Origin of the sequence: Limnobacter sp. (assembly GCF_036405155.1) — a bacterium.
In the GTDB taxonomy this organism is placed as follows: Bacteria; Pseudomonadota; Gammaproteobacteria; order Burkholderiales; family Burkholderiaceae_B; genus Limnobacter.
This window is the reverse complement of record NZ_DASWYD010000003.1, coordinates 85,366-109,844: the sequence shown is the minus strand read 5'-3', so window position 1 is coordinate 109,844 and position 24,479 is coordinate 85,366. Positions and strand designations below refer to the sequence as shown.

General features: G+C 56.2%; 25 protein-coding genes and 1 tRNA gene. 9 read left to right on the top strand and 17 right to left on the bottom strand.

Annotation, left to right across the window (positions count from 1 at the left end; all coding sequences use genetic code 11):
• Window positions 1-82 precede the first annotated feature (82 nt).
• The 6 genes from VGE55_RS02995 to VGE55_RS02970 all read right to left on the bottom strand — a co-directional run bounded on the left by VGE55_RS02995 (window position 83) and on the right by VGE55_RS02970 (window position 3,063).
• On the bottom strand, window positions 83-274 hold the full coding sequence (locus tag VGE55_RS02995; protein ID WP_331130234.1) for a TIGR02450 family Trp-rich protein: 192 nt from the start codon (window positions 272-274) through the stop codon (window positions 83-85).
• A 58-nt stretch (window positions 275-332) separates the two neighbouring features.
• Window positions 333-722 (bottom strand): hypothetical protein, encoded by a 390-nt coding sequence (locus VGE55_RS02990; protein WP_331130233.1) that lies wholly within the window; start codon window positions 720-722, stop codon window positions 333-335.
• A gap of 4 nt (window positions 723-726) precedes the next feature.
• Window positions 727-1,677 carry an NAD-dependent epimerase/dehydratase family protein gene (locus VGE55_RS02985; RefSeq protein ID WP_331130232.1) on the bottom strand — a complete coding sequence of 317 codons (951 nt, stop codon included), beginning with the start codon at window positions 1,675-1,677 and terminating at the stop codon, window positions 727-729.
• A 331-nt stretch (window positions 1,678-2,008) separates the two neighbouring features.
• A complete protein-coding gene (locus VGE55_RS02980; RefSeq protein ID WP_331130231.1) occupies window positions 2,009-2,368 on the bottom strand; it encodes a hypothetical protein in 360 nt (119 codons plus the stop codon).
• Between the two features lie 46 nt (window positions 2,369-2,414).
• Complete coding sequence (locus VGE55_RS02975; protein WP_331130230.1) at window positions 2,415-2,780, bottom strand: hypothetical protein; 366 nt, start codon at window positions 2,778-2,780, stop codon at window positions 2,415-2,417.
• Entirely contained in the window at window positions 2,764-3,063 is a 300-nt protein-coding gene (locus VGE55_RS02970; RefSeq protein ID WP_331130229.1) for a toxin-antitoxin system TumE family protein, read from the bottom strand. Before VGE55_RS02970 ends, VGE55_RS02975 begins: the two co-directional genes overlap by 17 nt.
• Window positions 3,064-3,229: 166 nt before the next feature.
• Between VGE55_RS02970 and VGE55_RS02965 the strand changes: the two genes are divergently transcribed.
• Window positions 3,230-3,673 (top strand): hypothetical protein, encoded by a 444-nt coding sequence (locus tag VGE55_RS02965; protein WP_331130228.1) that lies wholly within the window; start codon window positions 3,230-3,232, stop codon window positions 3,671-3,673.
• Window positions 3,674-3,864: 191 nt separating this feature from the next.
• Here VGE55_RS02965 and VGE55_RS02960 read toward each other — a convergent pair.
• The 3 genes from VGE55_RS02960 to acs form a co-directional block, all read right to left on the bottom strand.
• Window positions 3,865-3,955 (bottom strand) — tRNA-Ser (locus tag VGE55_RS02960).
• Between the two features lie 43 nt (window positions 3,956-3,998).
• Complete coding sequence (locus tag VGE55_RS02955) at window positions 3,999-6,062, bottom strand: VC_2705 family sodium/solute symporter (RefSeq protein WP_331130227.1); 2,064 nt, start codon at window positions 6,060-6,062, stop codon at window positions 3,999-4,001.
• Between the two features lie 49 nt (window positions 6,063-6,111).
• Complete coding sequence (gene acs / locus VGE55_RS02950; protein WP_331130226.1) at window positions 6,112-8,097, bottom strand: acetate--CoA ligase; 1,986 nt, start codon at window positions 8,095-8,097, stop codon at window positions 6,112-6,114.
• Window positions 8,098-8,399: 302 nt separating this feature from the next.
• On the opposite strand from acs, the gene VGE55_RS02945 reads away from it, so the two are divergent.
• Together VGE55_RS02945 and VGE55_RS02940 are read left to right on the top strand one after the other, a co-directional pair.
• The gene (locus VGE55_RS02945) at window positions 8,400-8,897 is read left to right on the top strand and encodes a TIGR00645 family protein (RefSeq protein WP_414674947.1); all 498 of its coding nucleotides are present in this window, start codon (window positions 8,400-8,402) and stop codon (window positions 8,895-8,897) included.
• On the top strand, window positions 8,894-10,414 hold the full coding sequence (locus tag VGE55_RS02940; RefSeq protein ID WP_331130225.1) for a fumarate hydratase: 1,521 nt from the start codon (window positions 8,894-8,896) through the stop codon (window positions 10,412-10,414). The genes VGE55_RS02945 and VGE55_RS02940 overlap by 4 nt, the downstream gene beginning before the upstream one ends.
• Window positions 10,415-10,547: 133 nt before the next feature.
• On the opposite strand, the gene VGE55_RS02935 is transcribed toward VGE55_RS02940, so the two are convergent.
• Window positions 10,548-12,473 carry a propionate--CoA ligase gene (locus VGE55_RS02935; protein ID WP_331130224.1) on the bottom strand — a complete coding sequence of 642 codons (1,926 nt, stop codon included), beginning with the start codon at window positions 12,471-12,473 and terminating at the stop codon, window positions 10,548-10,550.
• A gap of 200 nt (window positions 12,474-12,673) precedes the next feature.
• Between VGE55_RS02935 and VGE55_RS02930 the strand changes: the two genes are divergently transcribed.
• Both VGE55_RS02930 and VGE55_RS02925 read left to right on the top strand, forming a co-directional pair.
• Window positions 12,674-13,702, top strand: a complete 1,029-nt coding sequence (locus tag VGE55_RS02930) for an extracellular solute-binding protein (protein ID WP_331130223.1) — start codon at window positions 12,674-12,676, stop codon at window positions 13,700-13,702.
• A gap of 113 nt (window positions 13,703-13,815) precedes the next feature.
• Window positions 13,816-14,487: a TetR/AcrR family transcriptional regulator gene (locus tag VGE55_RS02925; protein WP_331130222.1), complete on the top strand. Its 672-nt coding sequence runs from the start codon at window positions 13,816-13,818 to the stop codon at window positions 14,485-14,487.
• Window positions 14,488-14,543: 56 nt separating this feature from the next.
• On the opposite strand, the gene VGE55_RS02920 is transcribed toward VGE55_RS02925, so the two are convergent.
• The 5 genes from VGE55_RS02920 to VGE55_RS02900 form a co-directional block, all read right to left on the bottom strand.
• Window positions 14,544-15,434: a MaoC family dehydratase gene (locus VGE55_RS02920; RefSeq protein WP_331130221.1), complete on the bottom strand. Its 891-nt coding sequence runs from the start codon at window positions 15,432-15,434 to the stop codon at window positions 14,544-14,546.
• A gap of 3 nt (window positions 15,435-15,437) precedes the next feature.
• Window positions 15,438-16,718 carry an acetyl-CoA C-acetyltransferase gene (locus tag VGE55_RS02915; RefSeq protein WP_331130220.1) on the bottom strand — a complete coding sequence of 427 codons (1,281 nt, stop codon included), beginning with the start codon at window positions 16,716-16,718 and terminating at the stop codon, window positions 15,438-15,440.
• Between the two features lie 72 nt (window positions 16,719-16,790).
• Complete coding sequence (locus tag VGE55_RS02910; RefSeq protein ID WP_331130219.1) at window positions 16,791-18,215, bottom strand: 3-oxoacyl-ACP reductase; 1,425 nt, start codon at window positions 18,213-18,215, stop codon at window positions 16,791-16,793.
• A gap of 178 nt (window positions 18,216-18,393) precedes the next feature.
• A complete protein-coding gene (locus VGE55_RS02905; protein WP_331130218.1) occupies window positions 18,394-19,077 on the bottom strand; it encodes a glutathione S-transferase in 684 nt (227 codons plus the stop codon).
• A 15-nt stretch (window positions 19,078-19,092) separates the two neighbouring features.
• Window positions 19,093-20,091 carry a rhodanese-related sulfurtransferase gene (locus VGE55_RS02900; RefSeq protein WP_331130217.1) on the bottom strand — a complete coding sequence of 333 codons (999 nt, stop codon included), beginning with the start codon at window positions 20,089-20,091 and terminating at the stop codon, window positions 19,093-19,095.
• A 169-nt stretch (window positions 20,092-20,260) separates the two neighbouring features.
• Between VGE55_RS02900 and VGE55_RS02895 the strand changes: the two genes are divergently transcribed.
• Window positions 20,261-21,574, top strand: a complete 1,314-nt coding sequence (locus VGE55_RS02895; RefSeq protein WP_331130216.1) for a hemolysin family protein — start codon at window positions 20,261-20,263, stop codon at window positions 21,572-21,574.
• Here the strand turns inward: VGE55_RS02895 and ispH are convergent.
• Complete coding sequence (gene ispH, locus VGE55_RS02890; RefSeq protein WP_331130215.1) at window positions 21,564-22,511, bottom strand: 4-hydroxy-3-methylbut-2-enyl diphosphate reductase; 948 nt, start codon at window positions 22,509-22,511, stop codon at window positions 21,564-21,566. The genes VGE55_RS02895 and ispH overlap by 11 nt on opposite strands.
• Window positions 22,511-22,975 carry an FKBP-type peptidyl-prolyl cis-trans isomerase gene (locus VGE55_RS02885; protein ID WP_331130409.1) on the bottom strand — a complete coding sequence of 155 codons (465 nt, stop codon included), beginning with the start codon at window positions 22,973-22,975 and terminating at the stop codon, window positions 22,511-22,513. The genes ispH and VGE55_RS02885 overlap by 1 nt, the downstream gene beginning before the upstream one ends.
• Before the next feature lie 180 nt (window positions 22,976-23,155).
• Here VGE55_RS02885 and radC point away from each other — a divergent pair, with 180 nt between their 5' ends.
• The 3 genes from radC to rpmG all read left to right on the top strand — a co-directional run bounded on the left by radC (window position 23,156) and on the right by rpmG (window position 24,453).
• Complete coding sequence (gene radC, locus VGE55_RS02880; protein ID WP_331130214.1) at window positions 23,156-23,839, top strand: RadC family protein; 684 nt, start codon at window positions 23,156-23,158, stop codon at window positions 23,837-23,839.
• Between the two features lie 197 nt (window positions 23,840-24,036).
• Window positions 24,037-24,270 carry a 50S ribosomal protein L28 gene (rpmB, locus tag VGE55_RS02875; protein ID WP_256764441.1) on the top strand — a complete coding sequence of 78 codons (234 nt, stop codon included), beginning with the start codon at window positions 24,037-24,039 and terminating at the stop codon, window positions 24,268-24,270.
• Between the two features lie 15 nt (window positions 24,271-24,285).
• A complete protein-coding gene (gene rpmG, locus VGE55_RS02870; protein WP_256764298.1) occupies window positions 24,286-24,453 on the top strand; it encodes a 50S ribosomal protein L33 in 168 nt (55 codons plus the stop codon).
• Window positions 24,454-24,479 lie beyond the last annotated feature (26 nt).

The following is a 24,479-nucleotide window of genomic DNA, read 5'->3' as shown; positions in this document are numbered from 1 at the left end:
ATTTCTCATTGACCGAAAATCGACCAAAGCAGCCAATCGACATAATGAATCGAGTATCCATCACTTACAGCAGATCGTTAACTCACTTCCAGCCCTGGATCCATCGCTCTTCGTCCAGTAGTTCACGCCAGTGGATAATCTGCGAATTCCCTGAATAAACAGCTTCCAGCACAAACTGCTCCGCTGGAAGTTTATCGTCGTCAGGTGGAACAACGCCGCTCACAATAAAATGCTTTTCTTTGCGCAAAGGAGTTACGGCGGTCCATTTGCTCAACAAAAGTTTTTTGGGGTTTAAGCGTCGCATAATTTAAACAGGCTTAAGTACACCTCGACTACTCCGCAAACAACGGCGCTTGGCAGCTTTTACACAACCGGTACTCCGCCGTGCCATCAGACCACACAATCAGTATTCTGCCGGTGCGGTCCAAAGTCCAGGTACCAGTCTTTCGGTTCCAAGTTAAGGTGCCAGTCGCGCTGCAGTTAGACGCATCAAGGTCATGCGCATACACCCGCTCGCTCACCAATTCCGACCCAGCAATGGCCGCCTTCGCCAACGCAGCATCCACAGTAAAGGTGGAGCACACTTCGGCTGTCTCATCACTGGATATAAAGTGGGTCAACACGCCTGTTTTATTCACTGTTAATTGCATGGTTTGGGGCTCAGCCTGCAAAGCAGCGCATGCTGCCAACAGCAAAGTGGATATGGCAATCCGAAAGGCCACAGCATTAACCCTCCAGCCAGTACTGGGTATCACAACACATCTCCAACCCCTTCGCAATCGGCGTCACCTCAAACTCTGGAAACCGCTGTTTGAATTTGTTGGAATCAAAAATGTTATCCACCGCATAGCGGGGCAATAACTCGACCGCATCACAAATTTGCTGATTGAACATGCCAGCCAAAACAAGCTGCCATTTTTTCACGACGGTGTACTTGGGCTGTTTACCAAACGTCTTCGCAGCCAGTTGAACAAACTCGCGGTAGGTCAGCCGGTTGTCGTCACAGGGCAAATGCCAGGTTTGTCCAAACCCATCAGGTGTGTTGCCAAGCAAAGCCATGGCTCTACTGGCGTCGGGCGTAAAAATGAGCGTCCGCAATGTGTCGTCCGCCAAAAACACTTTGGCTTTTTTACCGGCTTTCAGCGGTTCAATCACCGTGGTGTTGGTAATGCTTTGGGTCAGCCCTGGTCCATAAAATTCTGGTGCGCGGCAAATCAGTCCGTCTACCCTGCCCGCTTGCATGGCCTGCAACAAGTCATTCGCAATCTCGGCACGCACTTGGCCTTTCAAACCGTTGGGCTGAAAAGGGCAGTCTTCAGTTTGCACCTCGCTGGTTTGCGGGTACATGTAGGTGTTGTCGAAGAACACCAACTTCGCCTTGTGCTGCTCACAGGCGGCAATCACGTTGTGCATCATCACCGGCCATTGGGCAATCCACAAGTCGGTGTTCATCGGTAAACCCACGGTGAGGTAAGCCACGCTAGACCCTTCAACCGCCCGCGCTGTTTGCGCAGCATCCATCAAATCGGCGGGCATCAATTCGTCGGTGCCGTTTACCTGCTTGGGGTTGCGGCTCACCAAGCGAATGGTCTCATTCGTTTTACTGGTGAAATCGCGGTGCAGACAACGCGCCAGTTCTCGGCCAATTTGCCCGTTGGCACCCAAGATGGTTTGCATGTCAGTGTCCCTTCCTTGTTTACGATTGAAGCAACCAACAACGTCAAAAGGTTACTGATTGAGTGTGTGTTTTCAAGCGAACGTGTAGAGCCAACGAATGTTAGCCCCAACAAAGACCTTAATTTACCTCAGCATGGCAGCGTTCATGTTGGCTGGCTGCAATCATGCGCAATCCACCGTAAGCGGCGCTGGTCTCACAGAGTTCTCTATCTAGGGTGTACGGGGAAATAGAGTGGGATTAGCCACGGAAGCAGCTGAGGGTGTGTTGACGTTCAAAGATGGAAAATACAGTTGGACAGAAAACCCCAACTGAGGCGCAGTAAACAACAGGTCAGCAGATGCTACCTGGAATGAGCTTTCCCTTTTTAAGGTCAATTCCGATGTAGCAGATGTAACCATCGCTGGGGGTGTAGGTGCAGGCAATTGACCCGTCCGACTTCATGCGAAAGCGACTGCCAGGGTCCTGCAAACAGGTATCTTTTGAATCACTGCCCAACTGGTTGAAAATATCTTCAGCAGCTTGACTTGAAATTTCAATTGAAATTTTTGCGTCTTTCTTTGTGGGCTTTGCGGGATCACCCAATGAGCCCGAATAGACCATGTACTGAGAATCCATTTTTTTGAATTCTTGGGCCATTGCTGAATTCACCGATAACAAGGCGATGCAAGCGATGTAAATCAAGCGAGTCATGCAGGTGGCTCCATGTAATGTGGGCATGGTTAATAACCCTGTTGGCTCAGTGACTGGCCTCTGACAGAGTGAGCCGAACTTCCACGCTATCAAAAGGAACAAATACCTTTTTGGTATCCTCTGTTCTCAGCACAAGGCCTAGCTCAATCAATTTATTGATATCACTGTGCACATTTGAATAATTTCGCCCAACCAGTTTGGCCAAGGCATAGATTGACTGTTCGCCCGCTTTCCGCAGGTCTTCGAGCAAGGCAATTCTAGCTGTACTTAACTCGCTCAGCAGCAGCTTCGATGATTCGAATGACAGGTGATAGTTACCACGCACTGCTTTACCCGAATCTACCTGACGAGCCGTTTTGAGAAGGCTATTCACCAAACCGCCTTTCGGACTTACATCAATGATCGCTTTCATGAGCAGTACCCCAAGCTTCAATATCATGCTGAAAATCTGTCAGCAACGTTTCCAAATCTCGAAATCGATAGGGAAACTCATGACCATTGATATGTCGATGGTCCCCCTTTCCCAACTCGTTGTCGTATCGCACTCGGCACACGCCGGGCAATCCGTAATACAAGCGATATTTGTAGGAATGAGTACAAGGCTCAAGGCGGGCGGGTAGCTTCCACACAACCACTTCGACAATCGTTCCGTCTTCTCGAATTTCCTTCGCCTTGAGAACTGGAATTGCTTTCATATATTGTACGTAAACAATATATTGTTTTCAAGCAATATAGTGTTTTTAGATATGCTCTGAATGGATGATGAAAAATTGGTAACCATCCCCCAGGAAAGATTCCACCTAAACAACCCTATTCACTGTGAATCAATAACCAACTGAACCTTCTAAAAACTAACACCCCATGTTCAACGATCAACTCTTTCTGGCAGGCATACTCGCCAGCATCACCCCCCTAGCAACCGCCGCTAACAACATTCAATGGGTGGATGGCCCTGCCTTGGTCATCGGCAACACATCAAACCTAACAACCAACGCAGACGCGCCGACCACGTTGGAAGCGTTTGTGCGCAACTGGTCTCAATTCGAAATCCTGGTGCCTAAAAACCAGTTTCCAATTGCAGCCCCAAATTGCAAGCAGACCGTCCAGATTCGGTTCAAAGGAATTGAGCCTACAACGGCAGACATCAATGCCGTGCAACAAGCCCGGTGGAATTTGCTTCAGGCCATTCGCACCGAAGATGCGTCTCTGTTTCCGATCACTCTGAAGGTCGACACATCGGCTTACATCGCTAAGGGCAACAATGGGCAATACGCCCTGCGCTATTGCAATGTGTTTGTTGAGTAGAAGATGAATGACAGGGGAAACGCCACCCCTGCGTGCCGCTGTCGCGTCACTGGGCGTGTCGATTCTCCCGGCTTTTCGCTGGCAGGCGAAAAGCTTCGAATCCCCCAGGCGAAGTCCGCAGGGACTTCGCTTCTGCTCCGCCAGAAATGCAAAAAGCCCAGTCAAATGACTGGGCTTTTTGTTGAATTTCTTGGCGGAGAGAGGGGGATTCGAACCCCCGATGGGCTATTAACCCATACACGCTTTCCAGGCGTGCGACTTAAACCACTCATCCATCTCTCCGCGTGGTCAGCCCGCAAGTATAGCAAACTTTTGCCAAAAAGCGCTATGGTTCTCTGGTTTCGAGGGTACGCTCGGGTGTGCGCAGGGTCACAATCATGTCGGGCATTTCCCGCTTGTGCCCGTCAATGGTCGAACCCAGCACCATGGCCAGTGCGCTCAGGGGCACGGTGATGGCACCCGACGCCACACCGCTCAAGCCCCACAGGGTCACGGGGTCGGCATTGAACACGCCCATGAAACTACTGTTGGACAAGGCCAAATAGGTGGCCGAAGTACCAAAACCGGTGCCCATGGCCCACAACGCGCCTTTGCGGGTGGCCCTGCTCCAAAAAATGCCGGCCACCAGCGGCACAAACAGGCTGGAGGCCGCCAATGCAAACGCCGCGCCCACCAGCAGCACAATATTGCCGGGCTGCAGGCTGGTCACCCAGGCGGCCAGCAAGGCAGCCGTCATGAGGGCAATTTTTGACATCGTCACCCGCCGTTGCGAGGTGGCTTCGGGGTCCAGCATTTTGTAATACAGGTCATGCGACAGCGAGGCGGCAATCGCCATCAACAAGCCATCGGCTGTGGACAACGCAGCGGCCAAACCACCCGCCGCAATCAGGCCCGACAGGAAAAAGGGCAGGCCCGCAATTTCCGGGGTCACCAGCACAATGATGTCGGGGCTGAGGCTGATTTCAGCAAACTGCACAATGCCGTCCTGGTTAATGTCCTGAATGGCTGCAAGCCCGGGGGTGATGCGGCTCCAGGCAGCCATCCAGTTGGGCACATCAGCATAGTTCAGCCCCACCACATTGTCGTACACCACCACTTTGGCAATCACCGACAACCAGGGAGAGGCCAAATACACCAGCAAAATGCAGCCCAGGGCCACCACCACCGACCACCGGGTTTGCGAGGCGTTGGGCGTGGTAAAAAACCGAACAATGATATGCGGCAGGGCCACGGTGCCACACATCAAGGTGAAGGCCACCGCCAGAAAACTGAAGGCCGAGGCCCAGTCGGTGGGTTTGCCCTTGTCCACATTCACACCAAAATGCGGCACGCTGGTTTTAACCTTTTCCAGCAGACGCAGGCGCTCTTGTGACCACCGCTTGCGGGCTTCGCGCACGTCTTTGGGGTATTCGTTCAGCACGCGCTCTGCATTCTTGATTTCCTGAAATGTCGAGCCGTCGTAGCGGGCCAGTTCCAGGTTTTTGCGGCGGGCTTCGTAACCTTCTACCCATGAGGTGGGCAAGGCATCCATCAGCAATTCATACCGCTGTGCCTCATGCAGGTACATGCGCCGCACATCGGCTTCTTTGGGGTCGTTCAAAATGCGCTTTTCCTGAATGCGCACATACTCGGCAAAGCCCACTTTGTGGCCCTGCTCCACATCGTGTTTGGGGTTGCGGCTGGAAAAAGTCATCAGCGAACCAATCATCAACAACATGGTGATGATCATGACAATGCACTGGGCCACAGCCGTCCAGGTGACGGCGCGCATGCCCCCCAAAAACGAGCACACCAGCACACCGGCCAAACCAAAAAACACGCCGATGCCAAACTCCACACCCGCAAAGCGCGAGGTAATCAGCCCCACCGCGTAAATTTGCGCAATCACATACACAAAGGAAATGGCAATGGTCACTCCAATGCAGAACAGGCGCACCACGCGCCCATCGTCGTCACCGCTGTAGCGTTCGGCCAAAAAATCGCCCACGGTGTAATACGAAAACTTGCGCAGGTAGGGTGCCACCAGCAGGGCAATCAATACGAAGCCACCCGTCCAGCCCACCAACAGCGCCAACGCCTCAAAGCCGCTGTAAAACAGGGTACCGGCCACCCCCAAAAACGAGGCGGCGCTCATCCAGTCGGCGGCAGTGGCCATGCCGTTGTATATGCCGGGCACGGTGCGCGACGCCACAAAGTATTCGTGAATGTCGCTGGTGCGGCTCAGCAGGCCTATGACTGCATACGCACCCAGTGTGGCAAATATGAAGTAGTAGCCGATCCACTGGCGCGCCACGCCATACAACTCCATGACGGCGGCGCTGCCAATGCACACCATGAACGCGAGCGTGAGCACCGCAAAAAAGCGGGTCAAGCTCAGCGTGAAGCTCATGGTGTGGGCGTGCTCTCGGTGAGACTAACTTGGTTGACCTTCGTTGGCCTTAGTTGGCCTTACCCAACTGGTCCAGAATCGCCGGGTTCTCCAGAGTGGAGGTGTCCTGCGTAATCTGCTCACCCTTGGCCAGGCTGCGCAGCAAGCGGCGCATGATTTTTCCTGAGCGGGTTTTGGGCAGGTTGTCGCCAAAGCGAATTTCTTTGGGCTTGGCGATGGGTCCAATGTCCTTGCCCACCCAGCCTTTCAGCTCATTGGCCAGTTTGGCGCGGGTGTCATCGTCGGCCGGGCGGTCGCCTTTCAACACCACAAAGGCCACAATCGCTTCGCCGGTCAGGTCGTCTGGGCGGCCCACCACAGCAGCCTCGGCCACCAGTTCATTGGCCACCAGCGAGCTTTCAATTTCCATGGTGCCCATGCGGTGTCCCGACACGTTCAGCACGTCGTCAATGCGGCCCATGATGGTGAAGTTGCCGTTGTCTTTGTCGCGCACTGCGCCATCACCAGCCAGGTACAGCTTGCCACCCAGTTCTTCGGGGAAGTAGCTTTTCTTGAAGCGCTCGGGGTCGCCCCAAATGGTGCGAATCATCGAAGGCCATGGGCGCTTCACCACCAAAATACCACCTTGACCGTTGGGCAGGTCGCCACCAGTTTCATCCACCACGGCGGCCATAATGCCGGGCAGCGGCAGTGTGCACGAGCCGGGCACCAGCGGTGTGGCGCCGGGCAGCGGCGTGATCATGTGGCCACCGGTTTCGGTTTGCCAGAAGGTGTCCACAATGGGGCAACGCTCGCCGCCCACGTTTTTGTAATACCACATCCACGCTTCGGGGTTGATGGGCTCACCGACTGAGCCCATCAAACGCAGGCTCGACAAATCGTAGCTCTTGGGGTGCACTTTCTCATCGGCTTCCGAGGCCTTGATGAGTGAGCGAATGGCCGTGGGTGCCGTGTAAAAAATCGTGGCCTTGTGGCGGGCAATCATGTCCCAGAAGCGGCCCGCATTCGGGAATGTGGGCACACCTTCAAACACAATCTGTGTGGCTCCGGCAGCCAATGGGCCATAGGTGATATAACTGTGGCCAGTCACCCAGCCAATATCGGCCGTGCACCAAAACACATCGTTGGGCTTTAGGTCGAAGGTCCACTTCATGGTGAGCAATGCCCACAGCAGGTAACCCGCCGAGCTGTGCTGCACACCCTTGGGCTTACCGGTTGAGCCCGATGTGTACAAAATGAACAAAGGGTGTTCAGAGTCCACCATCACCGGGGCGCACTGGTCGCTTTGCTTGTCGGCCAGTTCGTGCATGTACAGGTCACGGCCGGCTTTCATGCCCACGTCGGCACCGGTGCGCTTGTACACAATCACATTTTTCACGGCGTCGCAGTCGCCCAGGCTCAGGGCCTCGTCCACAATCGTCTTCAGGGGCAATTGTTTGCCGCCGCGCACTTGCTGGTCAGCCGTAATCACGGCCACGGCGCCGGTGTCCACAATGCGGTCTTGCAAGGCCTTGGCCGAGAAACCACCAAACACCACGGAGTGGATGGCACCAATGCGCGCGCAAGCGTGCATGGCGGCCACGCCCTCAATGCTCATGGGCATGTAAATCACAACCCGGTCGCCCTTGTTCACGCCAAGGCTTTTCAGGCCGTTGGCCAGTTTGTTCACACGGGTCAGCAATTCCTTGTAGGTCACCTTGGTCACTTCGCCGCCATCGGCTTCGAAAATGATGGCCACTTTGTCGCCCAAACCGGCGTCGATGTTTTTCTCAAGGCAGTTGGCCGACACGTTCAACTCACCACCGGTGAACCACTTGTAAAACGGCGCGTTCGACTCATCCAGCACTTGTGTAAATGGCTTGGAGAACTTCAGGTTCTCCTTGGCCAGGCGGCCCCAAAAGCCGGTGAAATCGCGTTCGGCTTCGTCGCACAGGGCCTTGTAGGCCGCCATGCCACTGATGTTGGCCTGGCGCTTGAATTCTTCGCTGGGGTTGAACACACGGGTCTCGTGCGAGACTGACTGAATTGCTGACATCCTGTCCTCCAAGGGTTGTTTTTTAATCTGTTGAATGTGGCAGCGCGCACAAAAAGCCGGCTTGCAGCGGCGCCCAGATTGATGGATATCGCCCAACAATAGGCAAACGCTCTTACTGTCACCTTACACACCGCCGCTGTACAGCAAAACGTGTTCCACACCGCCAAGTGCTTGATAGAAAGCCAATTCAGCACAGCGCGGTCTGCTATCATGTGGCACTACTTCATCCACATATTGCTGCACTGCACACTTGCTACAAAATGGAACAGAGACACCACCGACCCCCTGCCCTAGCCCGCCTCATGTTTGCCAGCCGCTGGCTGCAATTGCCCTTGTACCTGGGCCTCATCGTGGCGCAAATTGTGTACGTGTACCACTTCCTGATCGAGCTGTGGCACCTGGTGGGTGGTGCAGCCACCCACACGCTGGACGAGACCGGCATCATGCTGATTGTGCTGGCCCTGATTGATGTGGTCATGATTTCCAACCTGCTGATCATGGTCACCATCGGCGGCTATGAAACCTTCGTGAGCCGCATGCACCTGGAGGGGCACCCTGACCAACCTGAGTGGCTGGACCATGTGAATGCCTCGGTGCTGAAGGTGAAACTGGCGATGGCCATCATCGGCATTTCGTCCATTCACCTGCTGAAAACCTTCATCAATGCCCAGCAGTACGATGTGAAAACCCTGGTGGCGCAAGGCAGCATTCATGTGATTTTCCTGCTGTCCGCCATTGCCATTGCGTACTGTGACAAACTGATTTCCCAACCCCATTCTTCGCCGGAGTCCCACTCATGAGCACCATCAAGCAAGAGGATTTCATCGCCTCCATCGCCGACGCGTTCCAGTACATCTCCTACTACCACCCACTGGACTACATCCAGGCGCTGGGCAAGGCCTATGAGCGTGAAGAAAGCCCGGCTGCCAAAGATGCGATTGCGCAAATCCTGACCAACAGCCGCATGTGTGCCGAAGGCAAGCGCCCCATTTGCCAGGACACGGGCATTGCCGTGGTGTTCCTGAAAGTGGGCATGAATGTGAAGTGGGACAGCACCCTGAGCGTGGCCGACATGGTCAATGAGGGCGTGCGACGCGCTTACTTGCACCCGGACAACAAGCTGCGTGCCTCGGTGCTGCTCGACCCCGCCGGGGCCCGCAAAAACTCCAAAGACAACACCCCCGCCGTGATTCACTATGAAATTGTGCCGGGCGACGACGTGGAAGTGATTTGCGCAGCCAAAGGCGGTGGTTCCGAGAACAAATCCAAGATGGTCATGCTCAACCCGTCTGACTCGATTGTGGACTGGGTTCTGAAAACTGTACCCACCATGGGCGCGGGCTGGTGCCCGCCTGGCATTTTGGGCATTGGCATTGGCGGCACACCTGAAAAGGCCATGTTGATGGCCAAGGAAAGCCTGATGGCCCCTTGCGACATTCACGAACTGCTGGCGCGTGGCCCCCAAAACCGCATTGAAGAACTGCGCCTTGAACTGTACGACAAGGTGAATGCACTGGGCATTGGCGCACAAGGCCTGGGCGGCCTGACCACCGTGCTCGACGTGAAGATCATGGACTACCCAACCCATGCGGCCAGCCTGCCCGTGGCCATGATCCCCAACTGTGCCGCCACCCGCCATGTGCACTTCCACCTGCACGGCGACGGCCCCGCCAAGCTGCAAGCCCCCAACATTTCCGACTGGCCCCAAGTGAGCTGGAAGGCCGACACCGAGAAAAGCAGGCGCGTGAACCTGGACACCCTTACCCCCGAGGAAGTGGCCAGCTGGAAACCGGGCCAAACCCTCTTGCTGAACGGCAAAATGCTGACTGGCCGCGATGCAGCCCACAAGCGCATTGCCGACATGCTGGCCAAGGGCGAAAAACTGCCCGTGGACTTCACCAACCGTGTGATTTACTACGTAGGCCCCGTTGACCCTGTTCGCGACGAAGCCGTTGGACCAGCCGGCCCCACCACCGCCACCCGCATGGACAAGTTCACCCGCATGATGCTGGAAAAAACCGGCCTGATCGCCATGGTGGGCAAGGCCGAGCGTGGCCCGGTGGCCATTGAAGCCATTCGCGACAACAAGTCGGCGTACCTGATGGCCGTGGGCGGCGCAGCTTACCTGGTGTCCAAGGCCATTACCCAAGCCAAGGTGGTGGGCTTTGAAGACCTCGGCATGGAGGCCATCTATGAATTCGAGATCAAGGACATGCCCGTGACGGTGGCTGTGGACAGCACCGGTACTTCCGTGCACAACACGGGCCCCAAAGAGTGGCAAGCCAAGATCGGGAAAATTCCGGTCTCTGTCGCGTAAATTCTCCGTGGCATAAAATGCGCCGGGCTGAACCCATCCAGCTCGGCCAAAAAAAGGCCTCTGCAAGCAAATTGCAGAGGCCTTTCAATTGATGCGGCCCGGAAAGAACCACATCACCCCAAACTAATCGTCTTCAATGGACCACGGCAGACTTGATTTGTTCCAGCGCAGCCGGGTCTTCAATGGTGGTCATGTCGCCTGGGTCCCGCCCTTCGCAAATCGCCTGAATGGACCGCCGCAGCAATTTGCCCGAGCGGGTTTTGGGCAACACATTCACGAAGTGCACTCGGGCCGGTCGTGCCACAGCGCCCAATTGCGAATCCACCACTTTCATAATATCCGCTTCCAGGGCTTTTGCCTTCTCAGGGCTTTCCATGACATCCGAGGTTTTCAGAATCGCGAAAGCCATCGCCACCTGACCTTTGAGCTGATCGGCCACGCCCACCACGGCCACTTCCGCCACGGCAGGGTGGGATGAAATGCTTTCCTCAATTTCACGGGTGCCCAAGCGGTGGCCAGCCACGTTGATCACATCGTCGGTGCGGCCCAAAATGAAGAAGTAACCATCTTCATCCCGAATGCCCCAGTCGAAGGTGGAATACACCTGCCGGGCTTTGAAGCTGGACCAGTAGGTTTTGACGAAACGCTCGTCGTCGCCCCACACCGTTTGCATGCACCCCGGTGGCAAGGGGCCCTCAATGGCCACCACACCTTTTTCATTCACCTTGCAGGGCTGCGCGGTGCCCTCATCCAGCACATTCACATTGAAGCCAAACACCGGCACACCTGGGCTGCCAAATTTGGGGTCCATGTCTTCAATGCCCCGCTGCACACACAAAATCGGCCAGCCGGTTTCAGTTTGCCAATAGTTGTCGATGATGGGTTTTTGCAGGGCATCCGAAATCCACTGCGCGGTGGTCTCATCCAGCGGCTCGCCCGCCAGAAACAAGGCCTTCAGGCTGCTTAAGTTGTACTTGCGCAGCAGGCTTTGGTCCTGTTTTTTCAACACCCGAACCGCCGTGGGTGCCGAGAACATGACCGACACTTGATGGTCCTGCACGATCTTCCACCAAATACCTGCATCGGGCCGAATCGGCACACCTTCGTAAAACACCGTCCCCATGCCGGCAATCAGTGGGCCGTACACAATGTAACTGTGGCCCACCACCCAACCAATGTCACTGGTGGCAAAAAAGTTTTTGCCCGCTTCACCCAAAAACACGTGCTTCATGGACGCGGCCAAGGCCACTGCATAACCACCGACATCGCGCTGTACACCTTTGGGTTTGCCGGTGGTGCCGCTGGTGTAGAGGATGTAACTGATGTCTGTGGACTTCAGCCAGGTCACCGGCACCTCAGCATCTTTCAACTGAGCATGCAATGTGGCGTAGTCTTCATCGCGACCCGCTACAGTCTGAAAGGCTGACAGCCCACGGTTCACCATCAACACTTTGGCGGGTTTGTGCGCTGCGCGTTCAATGGCCTCGTCCAGCAAGGGTTTGTAGGCCACCACTTTGCCAGCCCGGCTGCCGGCATCGGCCGACACAATCACCGTGGGCTTCGCATCGTCAATGCGCGAGGCCAGGCTGTGGGAGGCGAACCCCCCAAACACCACCGAGTGAATGGCACCAATGCGCGCGCAGGCCAGCATGGCAAACGCGGCTTGCGGAATCATGGGCATGTAAATCAATACCCGATCGCCTTTCTTCACCCCCAGCTTTTGCAACATGGCGGCAGCCACCTGCACTTCCCGATGCAACTCACGGAAGGTGTAGGTGCGCTCCTGCTCCACCTCGGTGGACACATAAATCAGCGCCGCTTGGTCGGCACGTGTGGCCAAGTGGCGGTCCACCGCGTTGTAGCACAGGTTGGTTTCACCGCCCACATACCACGCAGCAAAGGGGGGCCGGGAATCGTCCAGCACTTTGTCAAACGGCTTGTGCCAGTCGATCAATTCGGCTTGACGGGCCCAAAAGCCTTTGGGGTTGCGGATGGATTCCTCGTACAGGTTTTGATAGGCGCCCGAGGACTGATACTTCTTGATTGAGCTCACAGCCATGTCTCCGTGTGTGGTGTCAGGGTTGCACCCTTTGTTTGTCGTCCCACTGTAGAAAGTGGCCCTTACGGCACTCTGACGCGATATTTCGTGTATTCTAGTAAATAGGAATGCTTCTTGTTTGCATCTCGATTACCGAGATACAAACGTCCGGCGTGAAGCGACCTCTTTTCCACTGTTTAACCTGAATCATGAGAGTGTCCATGAACATGTCACTGAAACGATTGATGGCCCTGAGTGCCCTGGGCTTGTTGAGCGCCACTGCGCACGCCGAAGACAAGGTATTGAACCTGTACTCCGCCCGCCATTACGCCACCGATGAAGCGCTCTACAGCGACTTCACCAAGCAGACTGGCATCACCATCAAGCGCCTGGACCTGGGCGATGAAGCCCTGCTGGAGCGCCTGCGCAATGAAGGGCCCCGCAGCCCGGCCGATGTGGTGTTGCTGGTGGATGCTGCGCGCTTGTCCACAGCACAAGACCAGGGCTTGTTCCAACCCGTGAAATCCAAAATATTGGCTGACCGCATTCCCGCCCAGTACACCGGCAAAGATGGCCTTTGGTATGCCTTCTCGGCCCGCAGCCGCGCCATTGTGTACAACAAGGCCAACATCGACCCCGCCACCGTCCAAACCTACGACGACCTGGCCAAACCCGCGATGAAGGGCAAAGTGTGCACCCGCAGTGGCGCACACCCTTACATGCTCAGCCTGCTGAGCAGCATTGTGGCCAACCAGGGTGAAAAAGCAGCCACCGACTGGGCCACCGGCATGGTGGCCAACATGGCCCGCAGCCCCAAGGGCGGCGACACCGACCAAATTCGGGCGGTGGCCAGTGGTGAATGTGGCGTGGCCCTCACCAACACCTACTACTGGGTGCGCCTGTTGAATTCCGACAAACCGGAAGACAAGGACGTGGTCGCCAAAGTCGGCTTTATTTGGCCGAACCAAAAAACCACGGGTGCGCACATGAACGTGTCTGGCGGTGCCGTGGCGGCCAATGCGCCCAACAAGGCCAACGCGGTGAAGTTTCTGGAATACCTGGCCAGCGACTCTGCCCAAAAATACTTTGCCAATGGCAACAACGAGTGGCCAGTGGCCAAAGGTGTGAAGCTGGACAACCCCGGGCTTGAATCCCTGGGCCCATTCAAGGCCGATGTGACACCCGCCAAAACACTGGCTGCCAACACGGCCTTGTCGCAACGCATCATGGACAAGGCCGGTTACAAATAAACCGAACCTGTAAGCTGCGCCATCCCCCTGCCCCGCACTTGCGGGGCACATTTTTTACAATTGTGCTGGAAGCTTGTTACACTGCCAGCAACAATGTAACTCACGAGTAATTTGTGAAGAAATCCACCGACCCGAAAAAGACGGCATCCAGCAGTGCCGCGGGTGTGTCGGCCAAGCGCCTGGGTACCCGCAAAGTGCCCAAAGAGCAGCGGATGGAACAAATCCTGGAAGTGGCCGGCGCGGTGTTTTCCAAACACGGCTTCCACTCCACCAGCATGGAAGAGATTGCAGAGGGAGCCGGCGTGACCAAACCCCTTCTGTACCGCTACTTCGGTTCCAAAGATGCGCTCTACCTGGCCACCATCACGCAAGTGGGCAACCATTTGATGTCAGGCCTCAGCCTGCTCATGGCCAACCCCAACGCCACCGAGCGCTTGAAGTTCATCATGTTGAGCTTCCTCACCTTTGTTGAACGCCACCGGGAGGGCTGGTCTGTGCTGTACAACGAGGCCCTGACCAGTGTGGGGCCTGTTGGTGAAAAGGTGACCTTCTTTCGCAACAGTTTTATTGAGGCAGCGGCCCGCACCATTGAAGAAATGAAGGGTGCGCGCAAAGCGGGCGACCCCGCCAACAGCGCCGTGGGCATTCAAGCCATGGCCATGGCCAGCGTGATGGTGGGCGCCGTGGAAGCCGGTGCACGCTGGTGGATTCAACATCCGGAAATTCCCATCCGCGACATGCAGGTGCTGATTGAAAAAATGCTGGTACCCGGCCTGGCCGACTGAATAAAAAAAACCACCGCCTTGTGAGCGGTGGTTTTTTGTTAAAAGCCTGTGTGTGTTCAGGCCGAAATGGTACCCACCATCAATACTTTGGAATCGCGCTCAGCCAACAGTTCATAGCGAGCCACGCCGTTGCTGGTCACGCTCTTCAAACTGGCCTTGGATGGCAAAAACACCGGCTGCTTGAAACTCAAGCTGTACTGCCTGGCCGGCGCGCCCAAACTGGCTTCCAGAATGCTCAGGGTTTTGGCTGCACTCCACATGCCGTGTGCAATCGCCTGCTTGAAACCAAACATTTTGGCGGTTTGCGCATACAGGTGAATCGGGTTGTAGTCATTGGACACCTTGGCGTATTTGCGCCCCTGGTCTTCCGGCACCTTCAGGCTCACATACTGAGCCTGGGCAGGGTCCAGCGACTCGGCGGCCGCTGGTTTGCCAGCGGGTTTGGGCATGCCCTTCACCCGGCACAACACACTCATGGTGCCGCGCCAATGCACATCGTCACCCTTGAAGAACTCGGTGTGCACATCAAATTCCAGACCTTGTGGAATGGCGCGGGTATCGCCAATGGTGACCACCACGTCGTAGGGCACACCAAATTCCAGGGGCTGAATCAGTTCCACCGAATTGTGCAAATGCACCATGCCCAACATGGGGAACGGGTGCTCGGCACGGCTCATGAGGTACATGTGCAGTGGTGAAGCCAGCACCTGAGGTGCAGTCAGGGAAATAAAATCTTCCTGAAAACCACACACCGCGTTGTAGGCACGCACCCACTCCCGATCGATGTACACCTTCTTGACTCGGGCACCCAGACGCACGGCCTGGGTGTCGGTCTTGGGTTTTTTCGTCGAGGTGGTGGCGGCCTTCAGCAGCATCACCTTGCCATTGGGCATCTCGCCGAGTTCAAAGAACTTGGTCGAGGACTTCAAACGGTCGGCGGCGCTCATGGATTACTTCTCGAGAATGGCGGTTACACCGATACCACCAGCGGCGCACACGGAGATCAGACCGCGACCGCTGCCCTTCTCGTTCAGCAGCTTGGCCAGGGTGGCAATAATGCGACCACCGGTTGCAGCAAATGGGTGGCCAACAGCCAGCGAACCGCCTTTGACGTTCAACTTGCTGCGGTCAATTGAACCCAATGGCTTGTCCAGACCCAGCTTTTCCTGGCAGAACTTGGGGTCTTCCCAGGCTTTCAGGGTACACAGCACCTGTGCAGCAAAGGCTTCATGGATTTCATAGAAATCGAAGTCCTGCAGGCTCACACCGGCTTTTTTCAACATGCGGGGCACGGCGTAGGCGGGGGCCATCAACAGGCCTTCCTTGCCAGACACAAAGTCCACACCAATGGTTTCGCAGAAGGTGAGGTAAGCCAGGGGCTGCAAGCCACGAGCCTTGGCCCAGTCTTCCGATGCCAGCAACACGGCGGATGCGCCATCGGTCAGCGGTGTGGAGTTACCGGCGGTCATGGTGCCTTTGCCGCTCTTGCGGTCAAACGCAGGCTTCAGGCCAGACAGCTTTTCCACGGAAGAATCGGCACGCAGGTTGTTGTCTTTGGTCAAACCGTTGAAGGGTACGATCAGGTCGTCAAAGAAACCTTCTTCGTAGGCCTTGGCGGCTTTCAGGTGGCTGCTCACAGCCAGCTCGTCCTGCTCTTCACGACCAATGTTCCAGGTTTGAGCCATCACTTCGCAGTGCTGGCCCATGCTCATTTTGGTGCGGGGCTCGGAGTTGGCGGGTGGCAGGGGTGCCAGGTGCTTGGGGCGAATCTTCAGCAATGCAGCCAGTTTGCCTTTGGTGTCGCGGGCGCGGTTGGCTTCCAGCAGAATTTTGCGCAGGCCTTCGCTCACAGCGATGGGGGCGTCGGTGGTGGTGTCTACACCACCGGCCATGCCCACTTCGATTTGGCCCAGTGCAATTTTGTTGGCCACCAAAATGGCGGCTTCCAGACCGGTGCCGCAAGCCTGTTGAATGTCAAATGCAGGGGTCATGGGGCTCAAGCCAGAACCCAGTACCGATTCGCGACACAGGGAGAAATCGCGGCTGTGCTTGACCACCGCACCGGCCACCACATCACCCAGCTCTTCGCCGTGCAGTTGGAACTTGTCCACCACGCCACGGAAGGCAGCGGTCAGCATGTCCTGGTTGGACTTGCCAATGTAAGCCGTGTTGGAACGGGCAAAAGGAATGCGTGAACCGCCAAGGATTGCAACGCGACGACCGTGTTTCATAGTGTTCTCCTAGATATTCTGTGTGTTGATCAGGCTCACTGCGTGAGCCTGACTTTAGACAAATCAGTTCAATTAAGCGCCGACCAAGTTCTGGCCGCAAACGCGCAGTGTGGCGCCATTCACGCCGGATGCCAGCGGGCTGGCCATGAAGGTCACGGCTTCAGCAATGTCCACTGGCAAACCACCCTGGGACAGGGAAGACAGACGGCGGGCCACTTCGCGGGTCACCACGGGAATGGCTGCTGTCATTTGGGTTTCGATGAAGCCTGGGGCAATGGCGTTCACTGCAATGCCCTTGCCACTCAGTTCCTTGGCCAAAGCGTCCACATAACCAATCACGGCGCTCTTGGTGGCAGCGTAGTTGGTTTGGCCCACATTGCCGGCAATGCCGCCAATCGAGGAAATGCACACAATGCGCGCGCCTTCACCAAACGCTTCACCAGCCAGCAGTTGTTCGTTGCAACGAACAATCGCACCCAGGTTCACGTCCAGCACCATGTCCCACAGGTGGGCAGCCATGTTGCGCAGCATTTTGTCGCGGGTAATACCGGCGTTGTGCACAATGATGTCGATCTTGCCGCCGCGCTCAGCAGCCACGGCAGCCAGCTTCAAACCAGCGTCGGCTTCGGTAATGTCCAGGGGGCACACAATGCCACCAATGGCACTCATGGTTGCACCCAAGGTGCTTTCATCGGCGGGGCGGTCAACGCCAATCACTGTGGCGCCTTCACGGGCCAGCACTTCGGCAATGGCAGCCCCAATGCCGCGCGCAGCACCGGTGACCACAGCCAGCTTGCCGGTCAGTGGCTTCTCGGAAATCACAGCTTTCACGCCCTTGGGGCCACCCACCACGGGCAACACCTGGCCTGTTACATAAGCGGAATGGGGGGTCAGGAAGAAACGCAGTGCGCCTTCAATGCCAGACTCAGCACCGCTTTTCACTTGCAACAGGTTGGCCGTGGTGCCGTTCTTGCCGTTTTCCTTGGCCAAGCTGCGCACAAAACCGGGCAAGGATGCCTGGGCTGTGTCGGCCACAGCGTCTTTGGCATCGCCCTTGGGGCGACCAATCACCACAATGCGCGAATTGCTGGGCAGCTTGCGCAGGCGGGGGTTGAAAAAGTCATACAGCAAACGCAGGTCGGCCACGTTGGCTGCGGCGGTCATGTCCAGCACGTACACGCTTTCGGCCACACCGGCGTCGGCTTGGCTAATACCCACTTCCACCTTGGCTTTGGTGGCGGCCTGTTTGATGCCATCCAAACCGGCCAGGTCGGACGACACTTTCAGGTTGGCACCCATGGCGCTCAAGCCTTTCACCACGGCAGTGGATGCTGCACCGTAGGCCGATGCGCCCACCAGTGCATTCACGCCCGCCAAGGGCTGCTCGGCATAACCCGCTTTGGCACGCTTCAATTGGGGAGGAACGGGCAGACCCAATGCTGCGGCGATCTGTTTGCCAGTGGAAGAATGGAGGTATTCAAGAATCTTGTCGGCCATGAGTCTCGTCCTTGTTGTTTGATTGGATTGGGTTTTTAGGCCATCAGAATAGCCCGGATCGCCCATGTTACTAACGCGTAACTTCGGAGTGTATAGAAACTTCCGTGGAAAATCGTAGAGGGCCTTCTCTAACCCTTACGGGTCACTCGCCAAGCATTGAAGTGCTGAAGTTATCAGGTCACGCCGGGAAGCGCAAAGGGGCGTCGCCAGCCTTCCACGGCGCCAGCTTGGGCATGGCCGCCTCAAACCAATCAGCCGTTAAAAACCGCTGCAGCCACTGTTGCAAAACCGGGAATTCGGTTTGGGCATCGAACCAGGCTTCGTCGGCAATTCGGAATTGGCGCACAAACGGCAATATCGCACAGTCGTAAAAACCGGGTTGGTCACCAAACAACCAGGCACTGCCCTCCCCGGCCAAGTGCGCATCCCAGGTTTTGAGAATATCCACGCACACCTGTCGGTGCGGCAGTGGGTCGCAGTGGTCGTAACGGTTGGGGTATTTGTAACGGTCCAGGGCCTGTTTGAACGGCCCATCGAGCAATGCCAACCAGGCGTCACCCTGCGCAGTTTGCACCAGGTTGGTTTGCAACCAGCCAGCAGGCCAATGCTGGCCAACAGCCCAACGCATCACATCCAGGCTTTGGTCGATCACGGTGCCATTGGTCAGCCACAACACGGGCACTGTGGCCTTGGGTGAAATATCGCGCAGGTGGGCTGGTTTGTCGCGCAACACAATTTCCCGCACCTCCACCGCGCAACCACTGGCCAGCAAGGCCAGTCGCGCACGCATGGCATAGGGACAGCGCCGGAAGGTGTACAGCACCGGCAGCCCCAATTGATGTTGAACAGTTGGGTCAGTCACCACAGCGCAGGCGGGTTACGCTTCGGTGGTTTCGCGCGGGGGCATTTTGCGGCCAATGTGGCGCTCGTTGCGGGCTTGCGCCAAGCGAATCTGCTTTTGCCGCTCGCCAAAGCGCTGCTTTTGGTCTTCTGTCAGGGAGTCATAACAGTGTGGGCAGCCCACGCCTTGAATGTACTTGTCGCTCTGTTTTTCTTCATCGGTAATCGGCATGCGACAGGCATGGCACAAGTCATAGTGGCCCACTTGCAAACCATGCGTCACCGACACCCGTTGGTCAAACACAAAGCATTCGCCCTTCCACAGGCTTTCTTCTTCGGGCACTTCTTCCAGGTATTTCAAAATGCCACCCTGCAGGTGGTACACCTCGTCAAAACCCTGCTCCAGCATGAAGGCAGTGGCCTTTTCGCAGCGAATGCCACCCGTGCAAAACATGGCAATTTTCTTGGGGCGTTTTTCAGCGGGTAAGCTTTTCAGGTTGTTTTCCACCCATTCAGGAAATTGGCGGAAGGTGGTGGTTTTGGGGTCGACGGCATGTTCAAACGTACCAATGGCATATTCGTAATCGTTGCGTGTGTCGATCACCAAGGTATCGGGATCGGAAATGAGTGCATTCCATTCCTTGGGCGGCACGTAGCGACCCACCAGCCGGTTGGGGTCGATGCCCTCCTTGCCCATGGTCACAATTTCTTTCTTCAACTTCACCTTCATGCGAATGAAGGCCTGCTCGGGCGACAGCGAATACTTGGGGGCCAGGTCGGCAAAGCGAGGGTCTGACCACAAGTGCTTCATGAGGGCCACAATGCCTTCGCGCGGGCCACTCACTGTGCCATTGATGCCTTCAGCCGCCAGCAACAAAGTGCCCACAATCTGGTTGGCATGGCACACCTGCTCCAACACGGGCTTGATCTGCTCAAAGTCGGGCAGGCTCACAAACTTGTACAAGGCAGCCACAACAAACTGGCCGCTTTGGGTATCGATTTGCGGAATGGAATCTTCGTTCAAGGTAGTGGCCATGGCAGCACAGCAATTCAAATCAGGTAACCCGGTATTGTACTTCACCTGCCTTTTCAAGACCATGCCCGTGCCAACGGCCTGACCATCGCGCCCATCGCCTCACTGTTAAAACTGCCCGCAAAACCCTGTTTGCTACACTAGCGTCTGTTTCAACACCAACGAGCGCCCCATGCACGCCCTGTGGATCCTGATTGCTTTGGTGCTGGTTTCCGGCTTTTTCGCCCTGTCAGAAATGGCTTTGGCCTCCAGCCGCCGCAGCAAATTGAGCAGTATGGCCGAGCAAGGCAACCCCAAAGCCCAACTGGCCCTGCACATCATTGACCACCCCAACCGCCTGCTGGCTGCCACGCAAACAGGCATTACTGCCGCAGCCTTGTTGATGGGCGTGTACGGCGAGTCGGCGTTGTCCACCGTCTTTGAAGGCGCCATTCAAACCCACTGGCCAGCGTTGGCTGAATATGCCGGCACGGTGTCATTTGTGCTCACCATTGCCCTGGTGACAGCGGTGTCCATTGTGCTGGGCGAAATTGTGCCCAAGCGGCTGGCCATTGCCAACCCGGAGGGTGTGGCCGTTTTTTGCGCGCCCATCATGTCCGCCTTCATCGCGCTGATGCGCCCCGCCATCGCCCTGCTGTCCAAGGGTGCTGACTTGGTACTGGCCCTGGTGCCCTTCAAGGCTGCGCCTGCGGTGAACAGCGTTGAGGATATTCTCGCCTTCCTGAACGAAAACCAGCAGGACGGCGCACTGGCCCCTGAAGAAACCCACCTGATGGGCAATGTGCTTCGCCTGGAAGACCGCCGCTTGGCGGCCGTGATGACCCCGGTGAGCGATGTGGCCTGGATCAATCTGGACGCACCGCTGACCCAAAACCTGCTCACCCTGCGGGAAGCCCCACACTCGGTGTTGCCGGTGTGCAAGGGCAATTTGCAAGAGGTGGTGGGGGTGATGGAAAGCCACGACATTTTGCAAGCGGCCATCGCGGGGCAAATCGATTTCAGTCAGGTGCCGGTGCAACCCGCCTTGTTTGTACCCGCCTCACTCACCTTGGTCGATTTGCTGCGCACCTTCCGCAAGCAGAAAAACACCTTTGCATTTGTGGTGAGTGAATTCGGCATGACCGAAGGCATTGTGACCATTGATGACGTGATTTCCAGCGTGGTGGGCGACATGATGCCAGTGCTGGATGAAGACCTCGAAACATTGGCTGTTAAACGCGAAGATGGCTCTTGGCTGCTGGACGGCCTGCTGCCCGTGGATGAAATGTGCGAGAAATTGCGTCTGCGGGAATTGCCGATCGAGGAGCTTGGCAACTTTCACACGGTGGGTGGATTTGTGTTGGCCGTGCTGGGTCGCAAGCTGGGCCGCATTCCGAAAAAATCGGAAAAATTCAGCTATGGCGATTGGACATTTGAAGTGATGGACGTGGACGGTCACCGGGTTGACCAGGTGCTGGCCTCACCGATGACCACAATCAATGCTTGATTCCGGATGGCTGCCCTGACAGACCTTTGGGCAGTGGGAAGGAAATGTTTTCCTCCACGCCATCCAGATTGCGCACCGACGCGGCCCCCCATTCTTTCAGCCGCTTGATCACCGCTTGCACCAAATGCTCGGGCGCAGACGCACCTGCAGTCAAGCCAACCTGCTTCACGCCTTCAAACCAACCCTGCTCCAGGCTATCGGCATTTTCAATCAGCTTGGCAGGCACACCCAACTTCTCGGCCACTTCGCGCAAGCGGTTGGAATTTGAACTGCTGGGGCTGCCCACCACCAAGACAATGTCCACCTGCCGCGCCATGAACTTCACCGCGTCTTGCCGGTTTTGGGTGGCATAACAAATGTCGGCTTTTTTGGGCTCGCGGATGTTAGGGTATTTGGCCTTCAGTGCTGCAATCACTCTGGAAGCGTCGTCCACACTGAGTGTGGTCTGGGTGACATAAGCCAAGTCATTGGACTGCACCTGCAGGCGGGCCACATCCTCCTCGGTTTCGACCAGGTAAATGCCATCCTTGACCTGCCCCATGGTGCCTTCCACTTCCGGGTGGCCTTCGTGGCCAATCATGATGATTTCGCAGCCCTGCGCACGCATTTTGCTGACTTCCACATGCACCTTGGTCACCAGCGGGCATGTCGCATCAAATACTTTCAACCCCAGGCTCTCGGCCTGAGCCCGAACATCCTGCGACACGCCATGGGCTGAAAAGACCACTGTAGAGCCCACGGGCACATCTTCCAATTCATCGACAAAAATGGCGCCTTTGTTGCGCAGGTCGTCCACCACGGTTTTGTTGTGCACAATTTCATGCTTGACATAGATGGGCGCCCCAAACTGCTGCAGCGCCCGCTCCACGATTTCAATGGCACGATCAACACCCGCGCAAAAACCGCGTGGCTGGGCCAGGCTGATCTCGATGCTCATTACAACACTCCAATCAATTGCACTTCGAAACTCAAGCGCTTTCCAGCCAATGGGTGGTTGAAGTCAAACAGAATGCTGTCTTCGCGGTCTTCCACCACAGTGCCTGCAAACTGGCCGCCGTCCGGTGCAGGAAAATGCACGAAGTCACCCGGTTCAAACGTGGTGCCCTCTTCGGCATAGCTGTTCAACAAGGCCTTGCTGACAGGCCGGTACAAATCGGGGTTGGTGTCGCCGTAGCCGTTCGATGCAGGCAAAATGAATGTGTCCCGTTGACCTGCCTGCATGCCCATCAGGCAGCGCTCAAGACCCTCAGCCAGCTGACCGGCCCCCATTTGCAAGGTGGCGGGCTTGTCTTCAAAGGTGGACACCACCACCTGCTGGCTATCGGCCAGGCGAATGCGGTAATGCAAGGTGACAAAAGACTGCTCGTTCACAACGGGCTTGGAGTCGGCCGCATCGGTCATGGTGGGGGTCCTGCTGTTCAATGTTGATTCAGCCGACATTTTAAGCCATTGCGGGTGCGCGCTCCATGCACATTGCGGGAACTCGTCCGCCAAGCTGTCCACCCAAGTGCCTAAGCCGCCGGGTGTGTACCGGGGCACGTCGTAAACTCCCCAACAGGGCCCGCACATGGGCAAATCATCATGAGCATTCAAGAATGGCCTCAACATGAGCGGCCACGCGAGAGGTTGATTCAACGCGGCGCAGGGACCTTGTCCGATGCTGAATTGCTGGCGATCTTCCTTCGCACAGGCCTGCCGGGCAAAAGCGCCGTGGACCTGGCCCGCGAGATTATTCAAACCTTTGGCGGGCTGCAAAACCTCAACCGAGTCCATTTGAAGGACTGGTTAAAGGTAAAGGGTTTGGGCGAGGCGAAATATGCCCAGTTGCAGGCCTGCCTGGAAATGGCCCGACGCTGCCTGAGCGGCGAGCTGAATGACCCTCAACAGCTGGTGAATTCGCCCGAACGCTTTGAGCAATTCGCGCGGGCGCACATTGGCTTGTCGGGCGTGGAGCAGTTTTTGGTGATTGCGCTGGACAGCCAATTGAAGGTGATTCAGCACCGGGTGCTGTTCTCCGGGACGGTGAACAAAACCGCTGTGTTTCCACGGGAAGTGCTGAAATTCGCGTTGGATTGCCAAGCCAGCCGCGTGATGGTGGCCCACAACCACCCCAGCGACTGCTGCACCCCCAGCGCTGCCGATGACAAACTCACCCGCGACCTGTTCGCAGCCCTTCGCCTGGTGGACATTGAGCTGACGGATCACCTGATTGTTGGCAAAAGCTGCCTGTTTTCATACCGGGAGGCACTGCGAAACCCGTTTTGATGGGCTTGCAGGGCCAACAGAGGCACAACACCAGCGTGCTTGTTCAAACAACTGTCGGATGGATTGGTAAAAAGCAGAAATACCGCTGGGCATTCGGAGGGGTTTTGGGTATAATCCAGCCTTCGTTGCAAAGGTGAGGCTTGATGGCCTTGGGCTTTGCTGTTATACTAATGGACTTTGCTGAATTTGGGGTCATCATGGCTCGCGTATGTCAAGTAACGGGTAAGCGCCCGATGGTAGGAAACAAGGTTTCCCACGCCAACAACAAAACAAAACGTCGTTTTCTGCCGAACCTGCAAACTCGCAAGTTCTGGGTTGAAAGCGAAAACCGCTGGGTTCGCCTGCGTTTGACCAACAATGCCCTGCGCACCATCGACAAGAACGGTATTGATGCTGTTCTGGCCGACCTTCGCGCACGCGGCGAAATCTAAGGCAGGAGTTGAATCATGGCTAAAGGTGGTCGCGAAAAAATCAAACTGGAATCTACCGCTGGTACAGGTCACTTCTACACAACGACCAAAAACAAGCGTACAAAACCAGAAAAGATCGAAATCATGAAGTACGACCCAGTCGTGCGCAAGCATGTTTCGTACAAGGAAACCAAACTGAAGTAATTCAGTTCGGCAAAGTCCTCCAGAGA